Genomic DNA, 26,041 nt, shown 5'->3' on the forward strand with positions numbered 1-26,041 from the left:
CATGACATTATCGCAGACATTCGGTGAATTCGCCGCGCATTTCCCTTCGGCCGACATGCCGCCCGCAGTGCGGGAGGCCGCGCGCTGGCACATGATCGACTCGATCGGCGTTTCCATCGCCGGGGCCAATCCCAAGGAAGAGAGCGGGGCAGCCTTCGGGCTTCTCGCGGCGCAATGGGCCAAGGGAAAGGGCGATGTGAAGGGCGCCTCCCTCTTCGGCTTCGACGGGCAGGCCCGCGCCGAACTGGCGGCGCTGGTCAACGGGTCGCTGGCCCAGGCGCTGGAGATGGACGACAAGCATGGCTCCTCGCTGGCCCGTCCCGGATCGACCGTCGTGCCCGCCGTGCTGGCGGCGGCGGAGGCGGAGGGCCTGTCCCTCGCGGCGGCCATCGACGCGGCCGTGGTCGGCTATGAGGTGATGATCCGGCTGGGCTTCGTGGCGGGCGACCGCTTCCTGGAGCGCGGCTATCATACCAGTTCGCTGATCGGCTCTTTTGGCGTGGCGGCGGCCATCGGGCGGCTGCGCGGCGCGACGCCGGCGCAGATCGCGGACGCCATGGGCATTGCGGGCACCTTCGCCTCCGGCATTCAGGAATCGACCCGCACCGGCTCGACCTCCAAGATATTGCACGGCGGCTGGGGCGCGCATGCGGGCATGTTGGCCATTGACCTCGCCATGGCGGGGATCACTGGTCCCGACACGGTGTTCGAGGGCAAGTTCGGTTTCTTCGAGACTCATTTGACCCCGATCACCGGTCAGCTCGACTTCGCCCGCGCAGCCGAGGGGCTGGGGACACGCTGGTACCTGCCGGAAACCGCCTACAAGCCCTATCCCTGCTGCCAGTTGCTGCATGCCTTCATCGAGGCGTCGAAGCAGGTGCTGACCGACTTCGCCCGAGACGGGGTGTCGGTGGAAGAGATCGAGAGCGTGCATTGCCAGCTTGCGGAGCCGGGCCTGACGCTCGTCACCGAACCCCGCGACCGCAAGAAAGCGCCGAAGACGCCGCATGAGGGCCGGTTCAGCCTGTTCTTCGGGGTCGCGGCGGCTTTGGTCGATGGCGATGTCGGGCTGGAGACCTTCCTGTCCGAGCGGCTGGACGATGATCGCATTCTGACGCTCGCGCAGAAGATCGAGGCGTCGGTCGATCCGGAGTCCGACTATCCGGCCCATTGCCCGGCGCGGCTGACCGTGCAGGCGGCGGGGCGCCGCTATTTCAAACATGTGCCCTATCATCCCGGATCGCCGGAAGCGGCCCTGTCCCGCGCCGACGTTCTGGCGAAGTTCGAGCGCAACACGCGCTGGCATTTCGGGGATGGCGCCGTGTCGGTGGCCGAAGCCATGGGGGAAACGCCCGAGGCGGAGTCCCTGTCGGACATGCTGCGTCCTATCCGGGCGGTCGAAACGCTGCGTCAGGCGTCATGAGCGTCGCGCAGTTCGACCGGCTGTTCATCGGTGGGGAATGGGTCGCGCCGCATGCGGCGGGCCGGATCGCGAGCATCGATCCCTCCACCGAGGATGTCTGGGCGGAAGTCGCGTCCGCCGATGCGACCGATGTCGAGGATGCGGTCGCCGCCGCCAGGGCCGCCATGGCGGGTTCCTGGGGCCGCACCGCGCCGACCGAACGCGGCGCGCTGATCGCCAGATTCGCTGACCTGGTCCGCCGGGACGCCGCCCGGCTGGCCGAGATTGAGAGCCGCGACAATGGCAAGCCGCTGCGCGACACGCTGGGTGAGGTGCAGCGGGCGGCGGACTGGCTGACCTTCTTCGCCGGGGCAGCGGACAAGGTGAATGGGGAGCAGATACCCTATCGGCCCGACGCGCTGGCTTACACTAGGCTGGAGCCGGTTGGCGTGGTGGCGGCGATCCTGCCGTGGAATTCCCCCATCTCCCTCGCCTCATGGAAGCTGGGGCCAGGCCTTGCCGCCGGCAACGCCATGATCCTGAAGCCCGCCGAACAGACCCCGGCCAGCATGCTCGCTTTGGCGGCGCTGGTCGAGGAGGCGGGCTTCCCGGCGGGCGTCGTCAATGTGCTGCCAGGCGATGGCGCGGTGGGTGCGGCGCTTTCCGCCCATCCCGGCGTGGCGAAGGTCAGCTTCACCGGCTCGCATGCGACTGCGATCCGCATCATGCAGAGCGCCAGCGCGGACCTGAAGCGCTGCTCCTTTGAATGCGGCGGCAAATCGCCGTTCATCGTCTTTGCCGATGCCGATTTCGACAAGGCGCTATCGGTCGCGACGCACAGCGCCTTCCGCTCCACCGGCCAATCCTGCTCCATGGCCTCCCGCATCTTCGTGGAGCGGCCGCTTTACGAACGGTTCGCGGCCGGACTGGCGGAGCGGGCGCAGAGGATACGCGCTGGCCTGCCCTTCGATCCCCGGACGCATATCGGCCCGCAAACCTCCGCCGAACAGCGGGACAAGACCGAAAGCTACATCGCTTTGGGCGTTGACGGCGGCGCGCGCTTGCTGGCGGGGGGAGGGCGGCCCGAGGGTCTCTCCAGGGGCTATTTCGTCCAGCCCACCGTCTTTGCCGATGCCGACAACCAGTCGCGGCTGGCGCAGGAGGAGATATTCGGCCCGGTGACGGCGGTTATGCCGTTCGATGGCGAGGAAGAGGCGATCGCCCTGGCCAACGACACGCGCTACGGGCTGGTCGGCGGCTTGTGGACCAGGGACGTGTCCCGCGCCCACCGCGTCGCCGCCCGGATCGAGAGCGGTCTCGTGTCGGTGAACACCTTCCGCCCCGTGCATTTCATGCTGCCCTATGGCGGTTACAAGATGAGCGGGATCGGGCGGGAGAATGGCTTCGACGCCATCAGGGCGTTCACTGAGACCAAGACGGTGGTCGTCGACCTTGCCGAAGCCATGCCGCCCGATCCGTTCGCGGATTGACGCCGCCGATCGCCCGGCATGGGTGGCGGTCTTCAAGTCTTTCCCGTTCGGCGGCACCAGCACCGGGAACCGGATTCCCGTCACGGCGCTTATCGCTTGGCTGATGGGAAGGAGCGTTCATGACGGAAGGCGGCAACGGCAAGCGATCACTCTGCGTCAATCCCGATCAACGCCGGGGCGCGCCGGCATGACGAAGCCGCTGGACTGTCTCGTCATCGGCGCTGGTCCGGCGGGCCTGACCGCCGCCATCTATCTGGCGCGGTTTCACCTCCATATCCGGATCGCGGATGCCGGCAACAGCCGCGCCGCGCTGATCCCCCGGACGCGCAATCATGCGGGCTATCCGGGGGGCATATCCGGGCGCGAACTGCTCGCCCGCATGCGCGAGCAGGCGGCGGAATATGGCGGCGAGGTCACCGAAGCGCTGGTGACGAAGCTGGAAAAACAGGGCGACCTCTTCCTCGCCCATGTGGGTGACGAGCAATGGCAGGCGCGCAGCGTGCTGCTGGCGACGGGCGTGGTCAACAATCCTCCCCCCATTTCGCCGGACATTCACGACGCCGCGCTCCGCCAGGGTCTGTTGCGCTATTGCCCGATCTGCGACGGCTATGAGGTCACGGACCGGCGCGTCGCCGTCATCGGAACGGGCGCGCGTGGGACGAATGAGGCCATGTTCCTGCGCACATATTCGGCCGACATCACCCTTGTCTCGCCGCAGGGCGCGCATGACCTGTCCGATGCGCAAAGGCGGCGGCTGAGCGAGGCCGGCATAGCATTGGCGGATGGTCCCTGCGATCCCCTGCGCATCGATGGCGACCATATACTCGTGCCGACGCCGGGGGGCGTGGCCGCCTATGACGCGGTCTATCCGGCGCTGGGTTCGATCATCCGGTCAGAGCTGGCGACGATGCTGGGGGCGGAGATGACCGAGGATGGCTGCCTGATCGTCGACGACCATCAGCGCACCACCGTTCCCGCCCTCTATGCCGCCGGAGACGTGGCCAAGGGGCTGGACCAGATCAGCCATGCGATGGGAGAGGGCGGGGTTGCCGCCACCACGATCCGCAACGATCTGGCGGAAAGAATATCGCTGCTGCGATGAGGGGCGATGGCCGCCTGCCTCAAAGGCGGGTGCTAGGCCGCTGACCGTTGTTCAGGCCACCGAGCCCAGATAGAAATCCTTGAGCGCATGAGCGTCGTGGAGGGCGTTGTGCGGCTTCTTGCTGTTGGCGGCCGCGCTGAACCCCGCCGCGTTGATCAGTTCCAGGTGAAGACCGTCCAGGTCGATCATCTCGCCCGGACCGGTGACGAGAAGGCTGCAGAAATGGGCGAGGTCGTCCGGCCAGTCCGCCACCACCATCGGATCGCGGTCGTTCGCCAGATAGGCCTCCAGATGCAGCGCCGCCTCGACACGGCTCAATTGATGGTCGACGCCCTGCGGCACGAATCGGAGATAGGGGATGACATTCTGCGCCACCCAGGGGTGGATTTCGGCCGGTAAGGGCAGCGAGACGTAGAAATCCTGGTCGCCATATTCCGGAACGAGCGCGAGGCTGATGAGTTCGCCGCCAAAGCCATTATATTCAGTGTCGAGGAAGTACCGCATGTTTCCTCCTTTGACGTGGCGCTCCCTTGCCGTAAACCCCCCGCCGGTTACGAATGGGCCTCTGGCCGAGGGAAGGTGATATGCAGCCGCGCGAATTTATCGGATCGGCCCAGGTGCCCGGTGGAGCGGAGCTCACCCTCTACCGCCGGGGCGGGGATTTCATGATCGTGCTCGACCGCAACGAGCTGATGAGCAGCCGGATGAGCGGGTCGGAGGAGGCGTTGGCCAATCTCACCTGCGACCGGCTGCGCGGGCGGGCGCGGCCGCATCTGCTGATCGGCGGCTATGGCATGGGCTTCACGCTGCGCGCTGCGCTGGCCGCGCTTGACGGCGACGGGCAGGTCACCGTCGCGGAGCTGGTGCCGGAGATTATCGACTGGGCGCGGGGGCCGATGGCGGAGCTGGCGGCCGGGTGCCTGGACGATCCGCGTGTGCGGTTGGTTCAGGCGGACGTGGCGGACGTGATCGCCGCGGGCAGGGGGACTTACGACGCGATCCTCCTTGATGTGGACAATGGGCCGGATGGGCTGGTGCGTCAGGCGAACGACCGCCTTTATTCGGCGCAGGGCATTGCAGCGGCCATCGCCGCGCTCAAGCTCGGCGGCATCGTGGCGATATGGTCGGCGGCGCTGGACGCGGCCTTCACGCGTCGCCTGGTGCGCGCCGGCCTGATCGTCGACGAGGTGGCTGTGCGGGCCCGCAGCAATGGCAAGGGGCCGCGGCACGTCATCTGGTTCGGCACGAAGCGGGCTTGATGATGGCCTAGGGTGTGTGGGGATTCAGTTCAGGGTGGAGCGAAAATGGTGGATTTCGAGAACCGGCGCGCAGCGTACTCAAAGTATGTGAGCACTGGAAGCGCAGAAAGCCGCCATTTGCAGCCCGCCATGGGCTGAATCCCCACACACCCTAGCCTGTTTCCGCTTCGCGCCATTGCCCCTGCGCGATGCCGTCCAGCGACCAGTCACCGATGCGCCATCGCACCAGCCGCAGCGTCGGATGGCCCACCGACGCCGTCATCCGCCGGACCTGGCGGTTGCGTCCTTCGCGGATCGTCAGCCGCAGCCAGCAATCCGGTACGCTTTTGCGGAACCGTACCGGCGGATCGCGTGGCCATAGCACCGGTTCGTCGATGCGCTCGACCTGTGCGGGCAGGGTCGGGCCGTCCTTGAGCTTCACGCCGCGCCGCAGCGCCTCCAGCGCCGCTTCGTCGGGTTCGCCCTCCACCTGCACGAGATAGGTTTTCGGCATCTTGAAGCGCGGATCGGCTATCCGCGCCTGCAACCGGCCGTCATCGGTCAGCAGCAACAGCCCTTCGCTGTCGAGGTCGAGCCGCCCGGCGGGGTAGACGCCAAGCCGGTCGATGAAAGCGGCCAGGGTCGGACGGGCAGGGCCGGTGCTTTCATCGGTGAACTGGCACAATACCCCAAAGGGCTTGTTGAACAGGATCAGCGTCATCGCGGCTCAATCCTCGTCTTCGAACGCCAGGCTGCCCTGGTCGATCAGCGTCTCGATCAGCGCGACGACAGGGGCGGATTCGGCAAGGCGCGGGTCTGCGACCATGGTCCGCTCCGCGCAGAGCCGTTCAGCCAGCAGCGCCGCATCGCCCATATTTTCGAAGCAATGACCGTCCACGAACAGCAGGACCGTGCCCTCCTGTCGCCGGATGAAGGAAAAGCGGCTTGCCGGGTTGCGGCTGAGCGGCACGCCTTGCGCCAGCAATGCGCAGACTTGCCGCGTCCCGATCGGTTCCTCCGGCCGCCAGTCCGCTTCGGCATATTTGGGCGCACTGGTGAAGAGGCCGAACCAGCGCGCAAAGGCGTCGCGGTCGGACAAGGCCTCCATCACCATCGCATGCAGCCGGTCGATCGCAGGCGCGGCGATTTCGCCGGGATTGGCCTGGATGGTCAGGTCAGGGTCTGCATAGCGATCCTCCTCCATCATTCCGTCGGCCTGATGCTCGCACCAATTTTGGATCAGCTCGGCGCGGGAGGGGGCGCGAAAACCGATCGAATAGGTCATGCAGCCATCCCCGACCGCCACCCCGTCATGCGCGAAGCAGGGCGGGACATAGAGGATGTCGCCCGGTTCCAGGAGCCAGTCGCCCGTCGCCTCGAAATCCGCGATCAGGCGCAGATCCTCATGGGGCAGCAGCGGCGTGGCAGAGTCGCATCGCGGCCCCACGCGCCAGCGCCGCTTGCCCAGGCCCTGCACCAGAAATACGTCATATTGGTCGAAATGCGGCCCGACTCCGCCTCCATCCGTGGCGTAGCTGACCATCACATCGTCGATGCGCCAGTCGGGCACGAACCGAAAGGGTTCTATGAGCGCTGCGACATCGGGCGCATGATGGTCGACCGCCTGTACCAGCAGCGTCCAGGGGCCGCTCCCCAATTCACCGAAGCGCTCCTCCGCCAGCGGGCCGTTTTCCATCGCCAGACGGTCACCGTCACGGGTGATGAGCCGCGATTCCACGCCTTCCTCGCAGGCCAGGCCCGCCAGTTCGTCGGGCTCCAGCGGGTTGCGCCATTCGTTCCACGGACTGCGGATCAGCAGGGGGCGTTTCTGCCAATAGTCGCGCAGGAACAGGGCGGGATCGAAGTCGGCAAATTTCATGTGTCGCCCATGCGCCCATGGAAGGCCGCTGTCAAAAGCGCAGCCAAGCTAGCGAACCGGCGAAATATACTCGCGTCGAACACTTGACCGACCGGCGTCCGGGCGTAATGGATAGAGACCATAAGGAGACGGCATGGCGGCGACAAAGGGAGGAAGCTGGGACCGGCTTTTGGATTCTGCGGAACAGATATTCGCGGACAAGGGATATGACGCGGCCACGACGCGTGAGATCGCGGCGCTCTCGGGCGATACGCTCGGAACGCTGAGCTATCATTTCAAGACGAAGGAAACGCTTCTTTTTGAAGTGTTGACGCGTCGTTTTGACGAGATGAACGAACAGCGCCGCGCGATGTACCGGGGCTTCATGGCGAAACGGGGCGGCGCCACGCCCGATCTTGACGAAGCGATCACGGCGATCGTTCTGCCGATGTTGAAATTGGCGCTGACGAGCGAACCGGGGTGGCGGCGCTATATCACCATTCTCTGCCGACTGATGTACGTCGCGACCGAGGATCACGGAAACCTTATCCCCAAATTGCTGGACCCGATCGGGATCGAGCTGATGGGCTGGCTTCAGGCGACATGCCCGCCGTCCACCCATGTCAATCTGGCCTATGCCTATCAGTTCATCATCGGCTGCATGCTCGACAGCGTGGTGCAAGCGCGGAATGACCGGCTGAAACGCATCTCGGGTGGCATTGGGAGCGCCACCGACTTCGCGGCGGTGAGCGAACGACTCATCCCGTTCGTCATTGCCGGCACAAAGGCGATTGTCGACTTTCCCGTCCGCTGACGCCGATTGACAATAAGCTTCGGCGGCCAAAGCGGCCGCCTTTTTTGAGCGTGCGAATGTCCGTCATCCGGCGGGCTGATTCCCAAAACGCCTCATTTCCCGGTCCTTAACCGTTGATCCTTGGGTGCTTTGGAGGCGCGCCTCGCCCTTATCCGCCTTTGGCCTTGACAGTCAGTCAGTCGTACGACTAACAAGGGAGCATAACGGTTGGGAGAGTCGATGCCATGGCGAAATGGGCGTATGAGCGCGGGTTGCAGCAGGTCGGGCCAGGGGCCTATGCCTATCTCCAGCCGGATGGTTCCTGGGGTTGGAGCAATGCCGGTTTGATTGCCGATGGCGATCAGAGCCTGCTGGTCGACACGCTTTTCCAACTGAGCCTGACCGAGCAAATGCTTGCGACGATGGCGGATGCGGTTCCGGCTGCGCGCAGCATCGACACGCTGGTCAACACCCATGCCGATGCCGACCACATCTTCGGCAACCAATTGGTGAAGAGCGCACACATTGTCGCATCTCAGGCGGCGGCGGGCGAATTCCTTAAGGTCACGCCCGAGGATTATGGCAGGATATTCGAAAACTGGCAGGAATTAGGCGCAGGCGCTCGTTACATCCATGATTGCCTTGGCAATGAGGGGTTCCAGTTCAACGACATCGTCTTGACCCAGCCGCATGAAACCTTCGTCAAGGAAAAGCGGCTCAAGGTTGGGGACAAAAATGTCGTCCTGACCGCCGTCGGACCGGCGCATACCAGCGGCGACGTCCTTGTCCACGCCGTGGAGGACCGGGTGGTCTATACCGGCGATCTGTTGTTCAGCGGCGCGCATCCGGTCCTGTGGGAAGGGTCGCTTGAAGGCTGGGTTGCGGCCTGCGATCATATTCTGTCTCTGGACATCGATGTCGTCGTTCCGGGCCATGGCCCGTTGACGGACAAGACGCGCGTTGCCGAATTCCGCGCCTATCTGCTCTGGTTCCGCGACGAGGTTCGCAAGCGCTTCGAGGCGGGCCTGGCGATCGAGGAAACGGCGCTGGAAATTGTCGAGCTTCCCGATCTGCCGGAATGGAACACGCCTGAGCGGATCATCGGCGCGGTGAACTTCCTCTACCGGAAATATGGCAGTCCTCAGGCGACCAGCAATTTCCTGGAGATTTTCGGGCTGTTCGACCGGTTTCTGGCCAAGCGGGCGGCGCGGACCGTGAAGCATGACGCCTGCAACCATGGCCATTGAACCGCGTGATTCCAGTGCATTTAGCTTGACAGTCAGTCGTTCGTACGACTAACATAGCACAGGAGGTGCCGGGGAATAATGGCATGATCGATGGCATATGGGTCGCTCGAAAATATCCGGATTGACCTGCCATCGATGAGATCCGTTCGGGTTGATCGGCCATGGATGCTGTAACGATGACATCTTCGGGCTCGATGCGGCACCAAACTCGGTCATACGACCGACTGAGAAATAAAAATGGATAGCATAGGCAGAGGATAGGGGAGGATATGAATAAATCTTTGCTGTTTCGCACGGCTGCTTGCATCGCCACTGCGGTCATGATCGGCGCGCCGGGCCTGTTGCACGCGCGCGACGTCGCACCTGTCGCGACGCCTCCCGCCGGAGGCGACGTTCCTGAGATGGGAGAAATCATTGTGACCGCGCAGAAGCGCGCCGAATCCGCCCAGAACGTTCCCATCGCAATATCCGCGGTCAGCGGCGAGGCCCTGGCGAAGAGTGGCATCAGCGGGCTGGAGGGACTGCAGACCAGCGTTCCCAATCTGTCGATCGGCCAGACGACCGGCACCGCCCGCATCGCCCTGCGCGGCGTCGGCAGCGAAAATCTCGGCACCGGGGCGGAGGGCAGCATCGCCTTCCATGTCAACGGCGTCTTCATTGCGCGCACCGCAGCGGCGCTCAGCAGCTTTTATGACATCGACCGGATCGAAGTGCTGCGCGGGCCGCAAGGAACGCTCTATGGCCGCAATGCGACCAGTGGCGCGATCAATGTCATCACGAGGAGGCCGACGCGGGCGCCCGAAGGTTATGTCAACTTCACTTACGGAAATTACGACAGTCTGAAAGTCGAGGGCGCGGTCAGCGGCCCGATCGTGGAAGACAGGATCCTCGCTCGATTTGCTTTCCTGAGCGACAATCATGATGGCTATGGCAGGAACATCGTCACGGGCAAGGATATCGACAATGCCCGGCGCATCTCCGCGCGCGGAGCGGTCGAGTTTCTGCCTACCGATCGGCTCAGCCTGCTTGTCACCGCCGATTATCATCATGAGAATGACCGCAACTATGCCTATCATTTTTTCGATTCCGTCGGGCAGGATGCGGCCGGCAATCCGATCACGCCGACAGGCATATTGGCAGGCGGCATAACCGCCCCGGACAGGAGGGACATCGCAAGTGAGCGCAATCCCAAGAATGTCCGGAATTTCTGGGGCGTGTCGGCAGAGTTGAGCTGGGATCTCGACTTCGGGCAAGTCCGGTCGCTGACGGCCTATCGGCGGACCAAATATCTGACCGAGACCGATCTGGACCAGACGAGCGTGGCGATCGCCTCGCCCCTCATCCAATCGGAGGATTCGCGGCAGTTCAGCCAGGAATTGCAGGTCAGCGGCAATACCGACCGGCTGAACTGGCTGCTTGGCGTCTATTATTTCCATGAAAAGGATGTGGCGTCGGTGGGCGGGCCGTTCAGCACCGTGACCGTCGGCGGCCCTCTTCCCGGCTATCTTGCCCAGGGCATTGAGGCGACCGGCCCGCTATTCACCGATGCGGCGGCGGCGTTCGGGCAGCTTACCTATGAAGTCCTGCCCGACCTGCGCGTCACTCTCGGCGCGCGCTATAGCTGGGAACAGAAGAAGGTCGACAATGTCATCCAGCTCGACTTCGTCAGGCCCTATGATCCGTCCAACCCGATCATCCCGGCGCTGATCCAGCAGGATTCCCAGACGTTCAAGGCGTTCACGCCCCGCGTCAGCGTGGATTACAAGCTGGACCCGAATACCTTGCTCTACGCCTCCTTCTCGAAGGGGTTCAAGAGCGGCAATTTCAACCTGGGCCTCGTCCAGCCAGCGCTCAAGCCGGAAAAGATCACCGCTTATGAAGCGGGGGTGAAGACGACCCTTGGCAACGGCCTGCTTCGGTTCAATCTGGCCGGTTTCTATTATGATTATACCGATCTTCAGGTCGGCAAGGTCATCGGCACGTTCCTGGGTCTCGAAAATGCGGCCACCGCATCCATTTACGGCATCGAAATCGAATCCCGGCTGCGGCCGGCCCGCAATCTTGAATTCGACGCCAACTTCTCCTGGCTGCACGCGCGGTTCGATGACTATATCAGCATAGACCCGGCCCGGCCCGGCGGCGACGGCGTGACGACGGATGGCGGCGTTCCCGCCTTCAACCTGAAGGGGAACAGGCTGTCCCAAGCCCCGGATTTCACGGCTTCCGGCGGGGCGCAATATCGCCTCGATATCGGGGATTACGCTCTGACGTTGCGCGGCGAGCTGAGTTGGACCGATCGCATCTATTTCTCGCCCTTCAACCAATTGGAAGTGTCGCAGGGTCCGAAGACGAAGGGCAATGCCTTCATCACCTTCGCGGCGGCGGACGACCGTTGGTCGCTGACGGCCTTCGCCAAGAATATCGGCGGCCGCCGCTATATCCAGAATGCCTACGTCAATAGCGGCCTGGTCGGATTCACCGTTACTGGCGGGCTGGAAGAGCCGCGGCTCTACGGCATGACCGCCCGGTTCAAATTCTGATCCGCCATTCCCATGAAGTTCAATAATCGGAGATGATATGAAGCTGGTTTCTTTTCGGTCCTCCGATCGCGATGGCATCGGCGCAATCCATCCCGATGGCTTCGTCGTCGATTTCTCAGGCCTTGGGTCGCGTTTTCCCGGATCGATGCAAGGCCTGATCGAAGCAGGCGACGAGGCCTTGGCCCAGGCCCGGCAGTGGACCGAGCGCGCATCTGCCGATGCGCGCCGGTCTCTGGACGAAGTTCAACTGCTGGCACCCTTGCCACAGCCTGTCCGGCTTCGCGACGCCTTCCTGTTCCTGGAGCATCTGGAGGTCGCGTTCAGGAAGATGGGACGGGAATTGCATCCCGAAATCCGGCGCCAGGTGATCTATGTGAACTCGGACAATGTCCATGTCTACGGGCCGGATGCCGACATAGCCTGGCCCCGCAACTCCGACTGGATCGATTATGAGCTGGAATGGGCCTGCGTGATCGGCAAGCCCGGCCTTGCCATCGAACGGGAAAAGGCGCGGGATCACATTTTCGGCTTCACGATCTTCAACGACTGGTCGGCCCGCGATCTGCAAATGCTGTTCATGGAAACGGGCGCGGGGCCGGGTACCGGCAAGGATTTCGCCAACAGCATCGGCCCCTGCATCGTGACCGCCGATGAGATCGAAGACCCCTATGATCTGCAAATGGCGGCCTATGTGAACGGCGAACAGTGGAGCAAGGGCACGACCGCCAGCATGGAGCACAAGTTCGAGGACGCCATTTATCATTTGAGCAAGGGCGCCTCGCTCGTGTCGGGCGAGATCATCGGTTCCGGCACGGTTCTTGGCGGCTGCGGCTTCGAACTCGACCGGCGGCTGAATATGGGCGACATCGTCACGCTTGAGGTCGAGGGGATCGGCTCGCTGACCAACAAAGTCGTCAGCCAGTCATAGAAGAAGTTGAAGGCGCCCACGGCGGCCTGCTCGAAATAAACGCCATGGTCTTGAAATCTGGCAGTTCCTTCGAAGGACACTCAAAATGTCGAAAGTCATCATAAGCTGCGCCGTGACAGGGTCGGTTCACACGCCGACCATGTCGCCCTATCTGCCCTGCACGCCCAATGAGATTGCCGAACAGGCGATCGAAGCGGCCGAAGCAGGCGCATCGATCCTGCATCTGCATGCCCGCGATCCGGATACCGGGAAACCGACCGCCGATCCGAACGTGTTCATGCAGTTCCTTCCACGCATCAAGCAAAGCACCGACGCGGTCGTCAACATCACCACCGGCGGCAGCCAGACCATGTCGATCGAGGAACGGCTCGCAGCGCCGCTCCGCGCTTCGCCGGAACTATGCTCGCTCAATATGGGATCGATGAATTTCGGCCTTTATCCGATGCTCGGAAAATACAAGTCGTTCAAACATGACTGGGAAGGAGCCTATCTCGAAGCCTCCCGCGACGGCATTTTCCGCAACACCTTTCGCGACATAGAGAATATAGTCGACAGGCTTGGAAACGGACATGGCACGAAATTCGAGTTCGAATGCTATGACACGGGACATCTCTACACGCTCGCGCATTTCCTGGACCGCAAGCTGGTGACGCCGCCTCTGTTCGTCCAGACCATTTTCGGAATTCTGGGCGGCACCGGGGCCGATACCGAAAATCTCCTTCATATGAAGCGTCTGGCCGACAAATTGTTCGGTGACCAATATCGCTGGTCGGTGATGGCGGCGGGCAGGCATCAGATGCCGTTCATCACCATGGGCGCGATCAACGGAGCGAGCGTCCGGGTGGGGCTGGAGGACTCGCTGTTTGCCGGGAAAGGACGTCTCGCCCAATCCAATGCCGAGCAGGTCCGGCTGATCCGGTCGATCCTCGAACCGCTCTCTCTGGAGATCGCCACCCCAGCGGAAGCCCGAGACTTGCTGGCGCTCAAGGGTGCGGACAACGTCGCTTTCTGATTTCCAACGGCCTTTGCCGGCCTGCATCCGGGCCAGCGATCATGAAAGGGTTCTAATATGGAGGGGACTATCAACCGCCAGTGGATCGTGAAAAAGCGACCGGAAGGGTTGCTTCGCCCCGGCGATCTCGCTCTTGTCGAAACTGCGATTCCCGAGCCGGACGACGGTGAGTTCGTCGTCCGCATTACGCACCTGGCCTTCGACCCGGCGCAACTCTACTGGCTGTCCTTCGACAGTTACAGACCGGCCATTCCCATCGGCGGCGTGGTCGAATCCTTCGCGGCGGGCAAGGTCGTCAGTTCCAGAACCGATCGCTTTCCTGTCGGGACGAAGGTTCAGGGCGTCTTCGGCTGGCAGGATTATGCCCTCGTCACCGACGATGCGGAGGTTTCGGTTCTGCGGACGGAATCGGAGGTCAAGGCGCTCAATGTCTGCGGCCTGACCGGCCTCACCGCCTATTTCGGCATGACGGAGATAGCGCGGCCGCAGAAGGACGACATCGTCGTCGTTTCGGCGGCGGCGGGTGCGACAGGGTCGATCGCGGGTCAGATCGCCAGGATCAGAGGCGCTCGCGTCATCGGCATCGCAGGCGGCCCGGAAAAATGCCGGTGGGTGACGGAATCGGCAGGCTTCGACGCCTGCATAGACTATAAATCCCAGAATATCAGCGAGCAGCTTGGGAAACTTGCGCCCGATGGCGTCAATATCGTCTTTGAAAATGTCGGTGGCCCCGTCCTCGACGCGGCGCTGGAAAATCTCGCCATCGGCGCAAGGGTGGCGCTTTGCGGCGGCATATCCTCCTATGTCCCGGTCGACGGCGCTCCCGTCGCCAGCATCAATAACTATATGATGTTGGGACTCAGGCGGTCGAGCATGACTGGATTTCTGGTGTTCGATTATCAGGACCGGTTCGATGAGGCGATCGGGCAGCTTGGGCAATGGCTGGATGACGGCAGCATCGTGTCGATCGAAGATGTGCAGGAGGGCCTCGAAAATGCGCCCGAGACGTTGAACAGAATATTTCGCGGCCTCAATTTCGGGAAGCAGCTTCTCGCGCTTTGAACGGGCCTCCATCGCGCCAAGGTCCAGAATGGAGAGGGTATATGGCAAGAACTTTGATCAAGAATGCGACGCTGGTGACGGTCGATCCCGCGACGAGCGATCTGCGGACCGGCGACATCCTCATTGTCGATGACCGGATTGCAGAGGTCGCCGCGCATATCGAGGCCGACGACGCGGAGGTGATCGACGCGACCGGCATGATCGCAAGCCCCGGCTTCGTCGACACCCATCGCCATGTCTGGCAGACCCAGTTACGCGGCGTCGCGACCGACTGGAGCCTGTTTCAATATCTGTCCGAAATCCGGACCATGTATTCGGTCTGCTATGAAGCGGAGGACGCCTATCTCGGCAATTATGTCGGCGCTCTGGAAGCGATCAACGCGGGCGTCACCACCATCGTCGATCACTCTCATCTCCAGATTTCGGAAGACCACTCCGACGCCTTGGTGAAGGGGCTGGTCGATGCGGGCATTCGCGGCGTCTTTTGCTACGGCGTGTATCGCAATCCGAAATATAAACCCGGACAGCAGATCGACGCCGCATCGATCATCGTCGACACTGCCGGAACGATCGAAGATTTCCAGAAGAAAAATGCGGAGCGCGTGCGGGAGAAATTCTTCCCATCGAACGATTCCGTACTTCGTTTCGGGATCGCGTCGAGCGAGTTCTTCACCTTCCCCAGCATCGAACCCGTGCTGGAGGAACTGGCATGGAGCCGCTCCCTTGAACCTGCGCGCATCACATTCCATGCCACGGCCGTCTATACTGATGCCGCCAGCCTTGTCGTGCAGCTTTCAAAGGCGGGGGCATTGGGCGACGACCTGCTGTTGTCGCACGGCAACCATCTGACCGACGACGATCTGGGCCTGTTGGCCCGCGAGGGGGGATGGTTGTCGGTGACGCCGGAAACCGAATTGCAGATGGGCCCCGGCTTTCCGATGCTGGAGCGGGTGATCGAATCCGGCAGGGCACCTTCGCTGGGGGTCGACATCGTTTCCGGCTTTTCCGGCGACATGTTCGGGCAAATGCGACTGATGCTGCAATCGATGCGCTTCCGCCGCGATGAACATGCCGCCCGCGGCAAACTGCCTTCCAGCCTCGGCTACACCCTGCCGAGCGATTTGCGCTATCCCGCCTCCAAGATGGTCGAGCATGCGACGCTTGGCGGAGCGGCCTGCGTCGGTCTGGAAAATCAGATCGGCAGCCTGACGCCCGGCAAGAAGGCCGATGTGGTGCTGACCCGGATGAATTCGATCAACATGGCTCCGGTGCGCGATCCCCATGCAGCGCTCGTGATCTATGCCAATGCGAGCGACGTCGATTCCGTGTGGGTCAACGGCGTTGCGCGCAAGCGTGGCGGCAGGCTGGTCGGTGAGGAGTGGCAGGGGATCGAACGCCGCATCCAGGCGTCGCGGGACGCCATTGACGAACGCTTCGCTAGGATCGACGCCGACGCGATGCGGAAGGCTTGGGCGCCCTTATGGGGCATGGAAGGAACCGCCGCATAGGTCGCAAAGCGGCGCGATCCGGGCAGGGGAGATGGCGGAGCTCATCCCCTTCCCGGCCGTCCCGGATAATTCACGCAAGGATCTTGAAGGGTTGTAGCTGCGCGAACAAGGCTTCGCGGCTTCTTACGCCTGTCTTCGAATAGATGCGGCGGATATGCGTTCTGACCGTCTCAAGGGAAATTTCCAGACTTCCGGAAATCTGTTCGGCATTCATGCCGCTCATCATGGCGCTCAATATTTTATGCTCGCCATTGGTCAGTCTATATATGTCCTTGACATCATCGGTTATGATCGACCGATCGATGAAATGCCGCGCGGAAAAGAACATGAGGCCGATCTGTTCGCCGCGCAGGCCGGTTTCGATCAGTCTTCCGCGAATGATGAGATAATCGTCCTTGACGGGCAGGATAACCATGGAGGATGCCGCGTCGGACCCCGCATGGTCCGCGAACAGCTTTAGGCGCGCTTGGTTGTCCGGCTGAAGGGCGACGAGGCGGTCTTCCTGCTCCTGCAATTCCAAGGAGCCTTCCAAAAGGGCGATGGCGGCCCTGTTGCGCCAATGCAGCCGCAAGCAGCGATCGATTATCGCATGTGGAATCGGATCGGCATCGACCCAGCTCGCAAACACCGACTCTCCATTCCCCATGGAGCCTTCAGCCACACATACCCCCCGGCAGCAGCCCTATCCTTGATCTATATCTATCGAATCAACATGTATAACTTGCGATATAGATCAATTTAACAAATGTCGTTAACAAATTAATCGGCTTCTGTCCCGATTTCGCACAGGCTGAGGCCGATTTAGTTGATAGGGCCGGAAATAGCCCGGGATCGCACCGAAATCGGCGATTTTCAACAATTCCAATTGGCTGTTGGCGCACCGCATTAACCATTAAAGCGGAGCCATACCCAATATTGAGTATTAACTTTCGTTAGATATATATTAATACTTTCGATCAGCTCCAGGGGTGGGGAAAGAGAGTCGCGCGCCCTCCCTGAAGTTACGGCCGGAAACAACCCCATTGGAGACGGGGGTGCTTCAGGCCGCTTTTTGTAACAGATGGGGAAGTATTCCATGAAGAAGATGATCCTTGCCTCCGCGGCAGCAATGCTTGTCGCGAGTCCGGCCTTTGCCGCCAACTCGGCCACCGACCAGTTCCAGATCAATGCTCAGATCCCCGAAACCTGCACGATGCAGAACGTCAACGACGTGAACCTCGGCGCGCTGAACATTTCCACGACGGCGGGCAACGGCGCCCTGCTGCTCAGCAGCGACGCGACGCAGAACACCAACCAGTTCTGGGTTAGCTGCAACAAGCAGAACCAGATGACCCTTTCCGGTCCCGCGACCCTTCAGGGCTCGCGCGCTTTCCAGGCGGGCGTCGACGACGCTGGCTTCACCGACAAGCTGAACTACCGCGTCGAGGCTCTGAACTATTTCACGAGCGGCTCGCAGCCCAGCTACTCCAGCGCGAACGGCGCGCAGAACCAGACCAGCCGTGGTCCCGTCCACCGCCAAGTGCGCCTGGCCGCCAAGGTGCTGTCGTCCGAAAACACGCTGCGCCCGCTGGCCGGCAACTATACGGGCACCATCACCGTCACCGTCCAGACCGCGCTCTGAGGCTCGGCCGGGATCAGGATGCGCAGGCTTCCTGACCATGACGCCGCTCTGATGCGCAACCCTTAGAAGATTTGAGGAAATCCTTATGAAGAAGCTCCTTATGGCCGCCACGGCCGCAGCAGTCCTGATGGCCGGCACGCCCGCTTTCGCGGCCAGCACCGACAGCGACACGTTCGACATCAACGCATCGGTCGCCAAGACCTGCACGATGGAGAATATCGGTGACATCCAGCTCGGCACGGTCAACGTCAACACCAATGCCGGCAGCAGCGCGCTGTTCATCAACGATGTCGCCAGCAACTCGACCAACTCCTTCTACGTGTCGTGCAACGACACGAACAGCATGACCATCTCGTCGGCCAATGCCGGTCGCCTGACCACCAGCACCCCGCTGACCGGCGCGGATGCGGGCTTCAAGAACACGATCAACTACTCGCTCGCCGCCGACAATTACCGCAATGGCGGCCTGCTGCAGCAGCCCGGTTTCCGCCGTTCGGCGCTTCTCGGCCTGATCCAGCTCAACAACGGCGCCTCGCGTGGCGCGCTGCATCGCCAGGTCAAGTTCGACGCGCTGGTCGACCCGCTGAACAACCTGGATGCCCGCCCCGTGGCCGGCACCTACAGCGACACCGTGACCGTGACGGTCACCGCCAGCTAATCGCGGCATCTGCACAGGAATTTGGGGGAGCATTCCATGGCTTCCCCGATTTCCGCCGTTCATGATCGAGGGGGAAGAGGACGATGTTCCTCAAATGGGTGAAATTCGTTCTGCCGCTGCTTTTGCTGACAGGCATGGCGACCGGCGCGCAGGCTGCGCGGGTCACGCCGATGTCGGTGGATCTGGAGCCTCAGGGTACACGTTCCACGGCGCGGATCGAGGTCGCCAACAATGAAGACCGCCAGTTGCCGATGGAAGTGCGCATGTATCGCGGGGTCATCGGGGAGCGCGGCGAACTGACGCTGGAGCCCGCGGACGACCGGTTCATGGTCTTCCCGCCCCAGACGCTGATCGCGCCCAATGGCAAGCAGGTATTCCGCATCCAATATCTGCCGGACGGTCCGCTGACGAAATCGGAAGTCTATTATGCGGCGGTCAGCCAGATTCCCGTCCAGCTTCCGGCCGAACAGTCGCGCATTCAGGTCGTGATGCGCTTCAACGTCCTCGTCAACGTCGTGCCCGACGGGACCGCGCCCGACCCGGTGGTGGCTCAGATCGCGCCGATTTCCCGCGAGGTCGAGCTCGGCCCGGATGAAAAGGCGCCGCAGGACAAGGATGTCCGCAAGACCAGGACCGAAAACGGTCTGGAAGTGCGCATCGAGAACAAAGGCAATCGCTATTTCCCGGCGGGTCGGTCCGGCTGGGCCGTCAGCGGAACGGACAGCACCGGCAAGCCCTATAGCGCGGAATATAATGCCGCTCAGATGAGCGAAATGATCGGGATGGGAATCGTCGCGCCTGGTCAGGCCCGCATCTTTTTCATCCCGACTCCGGAAAAAATGGCGGCCGGAGCGACTGTGACGCTGAAGCGCTGATCCTTTGAACATGCCCGAGGGGGGCAGGGTGAGACATTTACTCTTCAGCGTCGCCACAGGCGCACTGGCCGCGTCGTCGACGGTCGCGCTGGCCCAGCCGGCCGGGCAGGGGGCAGCCGGCGCGCAGCCGCCGGCCGCGCCCGGACCGGCTCGCCCCGGCGACAAGGGCCTCCAGATGACCCTGCCTCTTTTGCGGCAGGGCAATGTCTATGGGGATGTCGCCGCGACGGTCTATGTGGACGGGACGATCCTCTTCGATCGTCAGTCCTTGCTGGAGCATGTCGCGCCCCTGCTGTCGGAGAGTGGGCGGACCAAATTCGCGGCGGTGCTGCCCGCCACGCCTTCGGTTTCGGTTGCCGATGTGGAAAAGGCGGGCGTCACCCTCATCTATGATTCGGCCGAATTGCAGGTGCGCGTCGACCGCATCGACGGGACGATGGTCGCCGCTCAGGCGCTGGGCGAGGCGGTGCGCTTCTCGCTCCCCGCGACGACGCTCGAACCGGAGAAATTCAGCGCTTATCTGAACGTCATCGGGGACATGCGGGTCGCTGATTTCCGCGACTTCGAAAAGCCCGCCATGATCCTGCAGGGCGCGATGCGCTATCGCGGCGTCGTGCTGGAGTTTGACGGCGGTTATGATCAGGCGCTGACAGGGGGCGGCGGCTTCTACCGGCGTCAGGCGCGGCTGGTCTATGACGAATATGAAAAGCAGCGCCGCTGGACGGCGGGCGATCTTCAGCTCAATGGCCTGTCGATCACGTCCGGCACGCTGCTCGGCGGCATCGGCGTCGAAAAGGGCAGGCGGACCTTCACCGGCAGCACGCCGCTGATGGAGCTTGGCGGGCAGCAGGTTCTGCTCGACCGCGATTCCACGGTCGACGTGATGGTCGACGGCCAGCAGGTGGAGCGGTTCCAGCTCAATTCCGGCACCTATGACCTCTCCCGGCTCCAGACCCAATATGGCGGCCGCAACGCCCAGCTCTACGTCACCGATGTCAGCGGGCGGCGGCAGATCACTTCCTTCGATTCCTATTTCAACCCGTCCGATCTGGTCGCCGGGGAAAGCGAATATGGCGCGGCGGTGGGCTTCGTGCCGACGGACTTTCGCGCCCAGCCGATCTATGGTCACTCGCCCGCTCTGTCGGCCTATTATCGCCGGGGCGTCAGCAACCGGTTGCTGCTCGGCGGCGCGGTACAGGCGGGCGACGATGTGCAACTGGGGGCCATAGAGGTCATTTCCACGCCGCGCTCCATTCCCGGACGCTTCGAATTTTCCAGCGCGATCAGCACCGGGCGGGGGACCGGCTATTCGCTGCGCGGCGCCTATTCACTGCAATTCGGCTATGGCATCCAGGGCAAGCAATTGTCGGTCAGCGCCGATTATCGCAGCCGGAATTTCTCGACCTTGTCCGATGCCATCGGTTTCGGCCGTTTCCGGACCTTCACGCTGACCGCCAATTATGGCCAGCAATTGAGCGATCGTACCAGTCTGGTCGTAGGCGGCAACTGGTTCGAGCGGGAGGGGCTGAGAGGGACCAAGCTCGCCTTTGTCGACGTCATGCACCGGGCGTCGCGCTTCCGCCTGACCGGCGGCGTCGAATATGGCAAGGACGTGTTCGGGCGCAGCTTCGGCGCTCGCATCGCGCTGGTCGTGCCCTTCGGCCAGAAGACCAGGGCGGAGGCAGGCTATAACAGCCGCCGCGACGATGCGCGCCTTTCCCTGACGCGCAGCTATGACGATAGGGTCGGTTCCTTCGGCTACGACATCGCTGCGCGCAATTCGGACGGCATGGCCTCGGTCGACGGGTCGGCCACCTATATCGGCAACCGCTTCTATTCGCGCTTCACCACCATCTCTTCGGGCAACGGCTTCTCGCGGATAGACGACCGGCAGGACAGTCGCTTGCAAATCGGCACGTCGATCGCCGTGGCGGGGAACAGCGTCGCCATCGGCCGGCCGATTTCCGACAGTTTCCTGGTCGCGAAGGCGCATGAGGCGCTCAAGGACAAGCAGGTCGTGGTGGGGCAATCGGTGGACGACGGCAAGGTCGAGGCGGAAAGCGGCATCTGGGGGCCCGCGATGGACGGGCGGCTCAACAGCTATAACCGGCAGAGCATCCAATATGATCTGAAGAACGGGACGGAGGGCTATGACATCGGCCCGGGCGTCCATACCGTCAATCCGCCCTATAAGAGCGGCTATAAGCTCGTCGTCGGCAGCGACGCGAACATCAGCGCCTATGGCTTCCTTTATTATGAGGGCGAGAAGGTCAGCCTGCTGGGCGGCACCATTTCGGCGGTGGACGACCCAGCCTTCCCGTCGCAGCCCTTCTTCACCAACTCCGCAGGCCGCTTCGCGACGCAGGGGCTTCGTCCCGGTAAGAGCTATCGGGTGGAGCTGCGCGATCCGGACATGACGTTCATGATTCACGTCCCCGCCGACACGAAATCCTTGCTACAATTGGGCGATGTGACCGCCCGCCCCGCCACCGGGACACAGGAGTGATATGATGCGCCGATTTTGCCGCTACCTGGGTTTCGCCTCGCTCATGGTGCCGGGCCATGCCTGGGCGGACTGCCAGCCCTCCTTCGTCGACGGCCCCCGCGAGGTGCGCCTTGCCGCTGGGGACAGCATGGACCAGCGGCAGTTGACCGAGCCCTTCCGGATCATGGTGCGCAATGACGGCGACAGCGAATGCCGACTACGGCTGCGCGTGACGCGGGATCTGGGCGCGTCCGACGCCTCCTTCCCCAATTATATGCTGAACGGCCCCGGCGGGAATATTTCCGTGACCTCCGCTTCGCCCGCCGATGTGTCGAGCGGCGGCGGCGTGGTCATCCTCCAGCCGCATGGGCGGACGTCGGTCGGCTATACCGTCAACGTGCCGGTAAACTGGGGAATGCGGAGCGGCGATTATCGCCAGCAACTGGTCTTCGCCCTGTCGGAAGACAGCGGCAACGTTCCGCTGGATGAGGTGCAGCTACGCCTGAAGCTGGAAATCCCCGCGACCGCCCGTATCCGCTTCGCCGGCGTCGGCGGGGAAGGGGGCACGGCCCGGATCGACCTGGGCGAGCTGTCCACCACCATGCGGACGGTGTCGCAGCCCTTCGCGGTGCGCGTGCTCAGCACGTCGGGCTATCAACTGCGCTTCGCCTCGCAATATGGCGGCGTGCTCCGCCGCATCGATGGGCCGGAAGTCATCCCTTACCGGCTGTCCGTCGACGGCCGCGCCTTCAACATGGCGACGGGCGATCAGATCAACGTCGGTGAACACACCGGATCGCAGGGGGATGTCCATGGCATTTCCATCACCGTCGATCCGGACCCGACCTGGCATGCGGGCAAATATACCGACCGGGTGACGGTGGCCGTCACCCCGATCTGATCAGAAATAAGTGATGGTGAGGTTGATCGCCAGCGGCGCCTGAAGCGCGGCATATTGCACGCCGATGGGTCGCATGCCGAATTTGGCGCCGACGCGATTGGCCACCGGGGTCCAGCCCGAAGCGTTGAGCTGACGGGAAAAACCGGCATAGCTGAGCCGCACCTGTTCGCTGGGCGCAAGCTCGCGATAGGAGGCGACGACCTGGAATCCATCCGCGCTGTTGCACAGTTCCATCACGCTTCCCGACTGGAAGCCCGATCCTTCGCTCAGTACGACCGGATCGCTGTTGATTTCGCAATAGGCCGGAACGACCGCCCGGACGGCAAAGGAACCCTTGGCGGTTTCGGCCGCCATGGCCGGGCCGCCCAGCAACGCCGCCGATGCAAGGATGGTGGATGCAGCACATAGTCGAACGAATGTCATCTTCGGCCCCTTCTGTTGCCGTTCGTCTAACACCGCCGAATTAAAGAAAGCTTGATGCCTTATCCTTAACATTTCCGGTATTTGGCTGGAATGAAGGATGGGAAGGGAACCGGCTGAACGAAGGAGGGGAAGAGTTTGGAGACGTTCCCCGTCCCGCGTCCAGCCGAGCGAAAAGCGGGGAAGTATCCGGATTTCGCGCGTTTGATATATCACTTCGCCCGCCGGGATTCATCAGTCAAAAGCATGAACCATCCGTTACCGTGCATTTGAGCGACGCATATAGGCAGCGCGACGTCGCCAAAATTCGGTTCGTCCCAAGCCAGCAACGACAGTCCGCAAAAGGCTCGCAATCCCTATTGTCAATCATATCGATAGAGAATAAAAAGCGGGCAGGAGGTCCTGCCATGCATCCCTACGCCACCGAATCTGTTCCTTCCGCGACGATCCTGACCGTGCCCGGCCTGATGAACAGCGGACCCGGCCATTGGCAGAGCATATGGGAATCGGAACTTCCCAATTGCCATCGCGCCGAACTGGGCAGTTGGGATGCGCCGCACCGCAATAGCTGGGTCAGCAATCTCAGCCACGCCATCGGCAGGATCGACGGGCCGGTCATCCTCGCGGCGCACAGCCTGGGCTGTCATGCCGTGGCCTGGTGGGCCGCGTTCGAATGCAAGGAGTGGAGCGACAAGATCGCGGGCGCGCTGCTGGTCGCTCCGCCCGAACTCGAATCGGGGGCGGTCGACGCCCGGCTGCGCGGTTTCGCCCCGACGCCCAAGGCATTGCTGCCTTTCCCCTCGATCGTCGTCGCCAGCCGCAGCGATCCCTATATCGCGATCGGAAGGGCAAGGCTGTTGGCGCAATTCTGGGGCAGTCAGTTCGCGGACGCTGGCGAAGTGGGCCATATCAACGCCGATTCCGCCTTGGGCGACTGGGCATTTGGCCGTTTCCTGCTGTCCCGCCTGGGCCAGCCGCTGGAACAGGGCAATGATGGCCGTCAGATCGCCAGCGAACGGGAACGCAGCGCGGAGGCGACCCTGCTCTACGGGGTTTGAGCCCGTCTCGACATATCTGATCGGCATTGAACGATCGCTACGGGCGACAACCAACCCGCCATGCCGACTTCACCCGGCATGGCGGGTTTTCTGAGTTACCATTGCCTCTGCCGATCTGAATGCCGCTTGGGCCGGGAACCCCCGCCCGGTCTCCCGCCAATCCTCGTCATGGACGGGCGCTCACGCCCTTCAGCCCGGCGCGCCGCCTGGACAGGCCGTGGCCGGGTCGCGGTGAAATGAGGGTTAAAATGGCATTATCGATTGTTAAAAAAGGAAAATATTTGCAGTTGGAGCGTACGACTGAAGCGACAAGAGGACGGGAATAGTGGCGCATATCCTGGTTGCCGACGATGATGATCTGCTGGGCGAGCTGGTTCGATTCAAGCTGGAGGCGGCAGGCCATGACGTGACGATCCGCCAGGACGGCGCCTCCGCGCTGGAGGCGGCGCGCCAGGGCGATGTCGACCTGCTGGTGCTGGACGCGATGATGCCGGTCATGTCGGGCGCGGACGTGTTGCGCACGGTGGCGGAGGAATTGCCGGAGATTCCCGTGGTGATGCTGACGTCCCGCAAGGCGCAGGCGGATGTCATGGCCGCGCTGACCTCCGGCGCGCGCGACTATCTGACCAAGCCCTTCATTCCCGACGAGTTGGTGGTGCGGGTCAACGCGATCCTCAAATCGGCCCGGATGGCGCGGTGAGGGTGTCGCCCGCTCGTGCCATGGCCGCTTGCGTCACGGCCTGCATGACGTTGGCCATTCCCGCGCAGGCCGCGCCCGCCGCCTCTCGCGACGCGCAGATCGCCGCCGCCCGCGCCGCCTTGGCGCGCAAGGATGAGGGGGAGGCGATTGCCCTGCTGGAGCGGGCCGATGTCGATTTTCCCGGCGATCCGGAGATTGTGCGCCTGCTGGGCAGCGCCCACGCCTTTGCCGGCCATTATCCACAGGCGATCGCGACGCTGCGCCGCGCGCAGGAACTGGCGCCGGCGGACAATGACATCGCCGCCGCCCTGGCCCGCGCCTATCTCTGGTCGGGCGACCGCGCCGCCGCCGAACGCGAAGTCGCGGTGATCGAGCAGCGCGCGCCGGGCGATGCGGAGGCCGTCGCGATCCGCCGACAGCTTCTGACGGAACCATCCGCGAAGCCGTCCCACCGTTTCGGTTTGGCGGTGGCGCAGGGCTTCTCCCGCGTGTCGTTCGACAACCGGCCAAGCCGGACCTGGTCGACGACCACGCTGGCCGCTTATGGCCGCGTGGCGCCGGGTACGGTGCTGGCGCTCGCTGCCGAGCGGGAGGATCGCCAAAGCTTCACCGACACCCGTATCGAAGGCCGAATTGACCAGAGCTTCGGGCCGCATATCCGCGCCTATGCTGCGCTGGCGGCCACGCCTCATGCCGATTTTCGCGAAAAATGGGGCGTCAGCGGCGGGGTGGAGGCGGACGTCACCCCCTATGCGACCCTGCTCGCGGACCTGCGCCATGCCGAATATCGGGACGTGTCGGTGACGAGCTTTCTGCCGGGCGCTCGTCTGACGGCGGCGCGGCTGGGCGTCAGCGCCACGGTGCGGATGATCAACCTCTGGGACGAGCAGGGCACCCATCGCGCCGGCGTGACCGGGCGGATAGACGGCACGCTGCCCGGCGGGGCGACGCTCTATGCCGGCGCGGCGACCTATCCCGATACGGAAGCGGGCATCACGCGCCAGGTCCGTTCGCTCTTCGTCGGCGGCACGGTGCCGCTGGCGGACCGCGTCACCTTGCGCGCCGGGCTGGATTATGACCGCCGCCGGGCGACCTATACGCGCAAGGGCGGGTCGCTCGGCCTGCAAATCGGCTTCTGACCGC

24 protein-coding genes are annotated in these 26,041 nt (G+C 63.0%); 19 read left to right on the forward strand and 5 right to left on the reverse strand.

Features of this window, described 5'->3' with window-relative positions; translation table 11 throughout:
• The first annotated feature begins 1 nt into the window (after position 1).
• The 3 genes from HUK72_RS22545 (at position 2) to HUK72_RS22555 (ending at position 3,994) form a co-directional block, all read left to right on the forward strand.
• A complete protein-coding gene (locus HUK72_RS22545) occupies positions 2-1,423 on the forward strand; it encodes an MmgE/PrpD family protein (protein ID WP_176598746.1) in 1,422 nt (473 codons plus the stop codon).
• Positions 1,420-2,892: an aldehyde dehydrogenase family protein gene (locus HUK72_RS22550; RefSeq protein WP_176598747.1), complete on the forward strand. Its 1,473-nt coding sequence runs from the start codon at positions 1,420-1,422 to the stop codon at positions 2,890-2,892. Before HUK72_RS22545 ends, HUK72_RS22550 begins: the two co-directional genes overlap by 4 nt.
• A gap of 187 nt (positions 2,893-3,079) precedes the next feature.
• Positions 3,080-3,994 (forward strand): NAD(P)/FAD-dependent oxidoreductase, encoded by a 915-nt coding sequence (locus tag HUK72_RS22555; protein ID WP_176598748.1) that lies wholly within the window; start codon positions 3,080-3,082, stop codon positions 3,992-3,994.
• Positions 3,995-4,045: 51 nt separating this feature from the next.
• Here the strand turns inward: HUK72_RS22555 and HUK72_RS22560 are convergent, their stop codons facing one another.
• Complete coding sequence (locus HUK72_RS22560; protein WP_176598749.1) at positions 4,046-4,498, reverse strand: 3'-5' exoribonuclease; 453 nt, start codon at positions 4,496-4,498, stop codon at positions 4,046-4,048.
• 80 nt (positions 4,499-4,578) lie between these two features.
• On the opposite strand from HUK72_RS22560, the gene HUK72_RS22565 reads away from it, so the two are divergent.
• Positions 4,579-5,253, forward strand: a complete 675-nt coding sequence (locus HUK72_RS22565; protein ID WP_176598750.1) for a spermidine synthase — start codon at positions 4,579-4,581, stop codon at positions 5,251-5,253.
• 151 nt (positions 5,254-5,404) lie between these two features.
• Here HUK72_RS22565 and HUK72_RS22570 read toward each other — a convergent pair whose 3' ends face one another.
• On the reverse strand, positions 5,405-5,953 hold the full coding sequence (locus HUK72_RS22570) for a pseudouridine synthase (RefSeq protein ID WP_176598751.1): 549 nt from the start codon (positions 5,951-5,953) through the stop codon (positions 5,405-5,407).
• A gap of 6 nt (positions 5,954-5,959) precedes the next feature.
• Positions 5,960-7,111, reverse strand: coding sequence for a cupin domain-containing protein (locus HUK72_RS22575; protein ID WP_176598752.1), 1,152 nt, complete (start codon positions 7,109-7,111; stop codon positions 5,960-5,962).
• Between the two features lie 133 nt (positions 7,112-7,244).
• On the opposite strand from HUK72_RS22575, the gene HUK72_RS22580 reads away from it, so the two are divergent.
• The 7 genes from HUK72_RS22580 (at position 7,245) to HUK72_RS22610 (ending at position 16,180) form a co-directional block, all read left to right on the forward strand.
• Entirely contained in the window at positions 7,245-7,904 is a 660-nt protein-coding gene (locus HUK72_RS22580) for a TetR/AcrR family transcriptional regulator (RefSeq protein WP_176598753.1), read from the forward strand.
• Positions 7,905-8,128: 224 nt separating this feature from the next.
• On the forward strand, positions 8,129-9,130 hold the full coding sequence (locus tag HUK72_RS22585) for an MBL fold metallo-hydrolase (protein ID WP_176598754.1): 1,002 nt from the start codon (positions 8,129-8,131) through the stop codon (positions 9,128-9,130).
• Between the two features lie 269 nt (positions 9,131-9,399).
• Positions 9,400-11,670 carry a TonB-dependent receptor gene (locus tag HUK72_RS22590; RefSeq protein ID WP_176598755.1) on the forward strand — a complete coding sequence of 757 codons (2,271 nt, stop codon included), beginning with the start codon at positions 9,400-9,402 and terminating at the stop codon, positions 11,668-11,670.
• A 37-nt stretch (positions 11,671-11,707) separates the two neighbouring features.
• Entirely contained in the window at positions 11,708-12,598 is an 891-nt protein-coding gene (locus tag HUK72_RS22595) for a fumarylacetoacetate hydrolase family protein (protein ID WP_176598756.1), read from the forward strand.
• An 85-nt stretch (positions 12,599-12,683) separates the two neighbouring features.
• A complete protein-coding gene (locus tag HUK72_RS22600) occupies positions 12,684-13,610 on the forward strand; it encodes a 3-keto-5-aminohexanoate cleavage protein (protein WP_176598757.1) in 927 nt (308 codons plus the stop codon).
• Between the two features lie 57 nt (positions 13,611-13,667).
• Positions 13,668-14,672, forward strand: a complete 1,005-nt coding sequence (locus HUK72_RS22605) for an NADP-dependent oxidoreductase (protein WP_176598758.1) — start codon at positions 13,668-13,670, stop codon at positions 14,670-14,672.
• 41 nt (positions 14,673-14,713) lie between these two features.
• Positions 14,714-16,180, forward strand: coding sequence for an amidohydrolase family protein (locus HUK72_RS22610; protein ID WP_176598759.1), 1,467 nt, complete (start codon positions 14,714-14,716; stop codon positions 16,178-16,180).
• 70 nt (positions 16,181-16,250) lie between these two features.
• On the opposite strand, the gene HUK72_RS27695 is transcribed toward HUK72_RS22610, so the two are convergent.
• A complete protein-coding gene (locus tag HUK72_RS27695; protein ID WP_176598760.1) occupies positions 16,251-16,808 on the reverse strand; it encodes a helix-turn-helix transcriptional regulator in 558 nt (185 codons plus the stop codon).
• Positions 16,809-17,255: 447 nt separating this feature from the next.
• Here HUK72_RS27695 and HUK72_RS22620 point away from each other — a divergent pair, with 447 nt between their 5' ends.
• From HUK72_RS22620 to HUK72_RS22640, 5 genes are all read left to right on the forward strand, one after another.
• Entirely contained in the window at positions 17,256-17,801 is a 546-nt protein-coding gene (locus HUK72_RS22620) for a spore coat protein U domain-containing protein (protein ID WP_176598761.1), read from the forward strand.
• Positions 17,802-17,886: 85 nt separating this feature from the next.
• Positions 17,887-18,459: a spore coat protein U domain-containing protein gene (locus HUK72_RS22625; protein ID WP_176598762.1), complete on the forward strand. Its 573-nt coding sequence runs from the start codon at positions 17,887-17,889 to the stop codon at positions 18,457-18,459.
• Positions 18,460-18,542: 83 nt separating this feature from the next.
• On the forward strand, positions 18,543-19,334 hold the full coding sequence (locus HUK72_RS22630) for a molecular chaperone (RefSeq protein ID WP_176598763.1): 792 nt from the start codon (positions 18,543-18,545) through the stop codon (positions 19,332-19,334).
• Positions 19,335-19,362: 28 nt separating this feature from the next.
• Positions 19,363-21,840 (forward strand): hypothetical protein, encoded by a 2,478-nt coding sequence (locus HUK72_RS22635; protein ID WP_176598764.1) that lies wholly within the window; start codon positions 19,363-19,365, stop codon positions 21,838-21,840.
• Position 21,841: 1 nt separating this feature from the next.
• Complete coding sequence (locus HUK72_RS22640) at positions 21,842-22,720, forward strand: hypothetical protein (RefSeq protein ID WP_176598765.1); 879 nt, start codon at positions 21,842-21,844, stop codon at positions 22,718-22,720.
• Here HUK72_RS22640 and HUK72_RS22645 read toward each other — a convergent pair whose 3' ends face one another.
• Positions 22,721-23,143 (reverse strand): hypothetical protein, encoded by a 423-nt coding sequence (locus HUK72_RS22645; protein ID WP_176598766.1) that lies wholly within the window; start codon positions 23,141-23,143, stop codon positions 22,721-22,723.
• A gap of 404 nt (positions 23,144-23,547) precedes the next feature.
• On the opposite strand from HUK72_RS22645, the gene HUK72_RS22650 reads away from it, so the two are divergent.
• The 3 genes from HUK72_RS22650 to HUK72_RS22660 all read left to right on the forward strand — a co-directional run bounded on the left by HUK72_RS22650 (position 23,548) and on the right by HUK72_RS22660 (position 26,037).
• Positions 23,548-24,198, forward strand: coding sequence for an alpha/beta hydrolase (locus HUK72_RS22650; RefSeq protein ID WP_176598767.1), 651 nt, complete (start codon positions 23,548-23,550; stop codon positions 24,196-24,198).
• A 325-nt stretch (positions 24,199-24,523) separates the two neighbouring features.
• Positions 24,524-24,898 carry a response regulator gene (locus tag HUK72_RS22655; protein ID WP_176598768.1) on the forward strand — a complete coding sequence of 125 codons (375 nt, stop codon included), beginning with the start codon at positions 24,524-24,526 and terminating at the stop codon, positions 24,896-24,898.
• Between the two features lie 2 nt (positions 24,899-24,900).
• Entirely contained in the window at positions 24,901-26,037 is a 1,137-nt protein-coding gene (locus HUK72_RS22660; protein WP_176598769.1) for a YaiO family outer membrane beta-barrel protein, read from the forward strand.
• Positions 26,038-26,041: the final 4 nt, after the last annotated feature.

Origin of the sequence: Sphingobium sp. 15-1, from assembly GCF_013375535.1 — a bacterium.
Classification (GTDB): domain Bacteria; phylum Pseudomonadota; class Alphaproteobacteria; order Sphingomonadales; family Sphingomonadaceae; genus Sphingobium; species Sphingobium aromaticivastans.

Excerpts from the sequence above, each read along its gene's own strand:
- HUK72_RS22640 (WP_176598765.1), top strand. The coding sequence starts at position 21,842 with ATGATGCGCCGATTTTGCCGCTACCTGGGTTTCGCCTCGCTCATGGTG.
- HUK72_RS22650 (WP_176598767.1), top strand. The coding sequence starts at position 23,548 with ATGCATCCCTACGCCACCGAATCTGTTCCTTCCGCGACGATCCTGACC.
- HUK72_RS22550 (WP_176598747.1), top strand. The coding sequence starts at position 1,420 with ATGAGCGTCGCGCAGTTCGACCGGCTGTTCATCGGTGGGGAATGGGTC.
- HUK72_RS22645 (WP_176598766.1), bottom strand. The coding sequence starts at position 23,143 with ATGACATTCGTTCGACTATGTGCTGCATCCACCATCCTTGCATCGGCG.
- HUK72_RS22600 (WP_176598757.1), top strand. The coding sequence starts at position 12,684 with ATGTCGAAAGTCATCATAAGCTGCGCCGTGACAGGGTCGGTTCACACG.
- HUK72_RS22625 (WP_176598762.1), top strand. The coding sequence starts at position 17,887 with ATGAAGAAGCTCCTTATGGCCGCCACGGCCGCAGCAGTCCTGATGGCC.
- HUK72_RS22610 (WP_176598759.1), top strand. The coding sequence starts at position 14,714 with ATGGCAAGAACTTTGATCAAGAATGCGACGCTGGTGACGGTCGATCCC.
- HUK72_RS22570 (WP_176598751.1), bottom strand. The coding sequence starts at position 5,953 with ATGACGCTGATCCTGTTCAACAAGCCCTTTGGGGTATTGTGCCAGTTC.
- HUK72_RS22575 (WP_176598752.1), bottom strand. The coding sequence starts at position 7,111 with ATGAAATTTGCCGACTTCGATCCCGCCCTGTTCCTGCGCGACTATTGG.
- HUK72_RS22565 (WP_176598750.1), top strand. The coding sequence starts at position 4,579 with ATGCAGCCGCGCGAATTTATCGGATCGGCCCAGGTGCCCGGTGGAGCG.
- HUK72_RS22555 (WP_176598748.1), top strand. The coding sequence starts at position 3,080 with ATGACGAAGCCGCTGGACTGTCTCGTCATCGGCGCTGGTCCGGCGGGC.
- HUK72_RS22545 (WP_176598746.1), top strand. The coding sequence starts at position 2 with ATGACATTATCGCAGACATTCGGTGAATTCGCCGCGCATTTCCCTTCG.
- HUK72_RS22620 (WP_176598761.1), top strand. The coding sequence starts at position 17,256 with ATGAAGAAGATGATCCTTGCCTCCGCGGCAGCAATGCTTGTCGCGAGT.
- HUK72_RS22560 (WP_176598749.1), bottom strand. The coding sequence starts at position 4,498 with ATGCGGTACTTCCTCGACACTGAATATAATGGCTTTGGCGGCGAACTC.
- HUK72_RS22595 (WP_176598756.1), top strand. The coding sequence starts at position 11,708 with ATGAAGCTGGTTTCTTTTCGGTCCTCCGATCGCGATGGCATCGGCGCA.
- HUK72_RS22580 (WP_176598753.1), top strand. The coding sequence starts at position 7,245 with ATGGCGGCGACAAAGGGAGGAAGCTGGGACCGGCTTTTGGATTCTGCG.
- HUK72_RS22605 (WP_176598758.1), top strand. The coding sequence starts at position 13,668 with ATGGAGGGGACTATCAACCGCCAGTGGATCGTGAAAAAGCGACCGGAA.
- HUK72_RS22590 (WP_176598755.1), top strand. The coding sequence starts at position 9,400 with ATGAATAAATCTTTGCTGTTTCGCACGGCTGCTTGCATCGCCACTGCG.
- HUK72_RS22630 (WP_176598763.1), top strand. The coding sequence starts at position 18,543 with ATGTTCCTCAAATGGGTGAAATTCGTTCTGCCGCTGCTTTTGCTGACA.
- HUK72_RS22585 (WP_176598754.1), top strand. The coding sequence starts at position 8,129 with ATGGCGAAATGGGCGTATGAGCGCGGGTTGCAGCAGGTCGGGCCAGGG.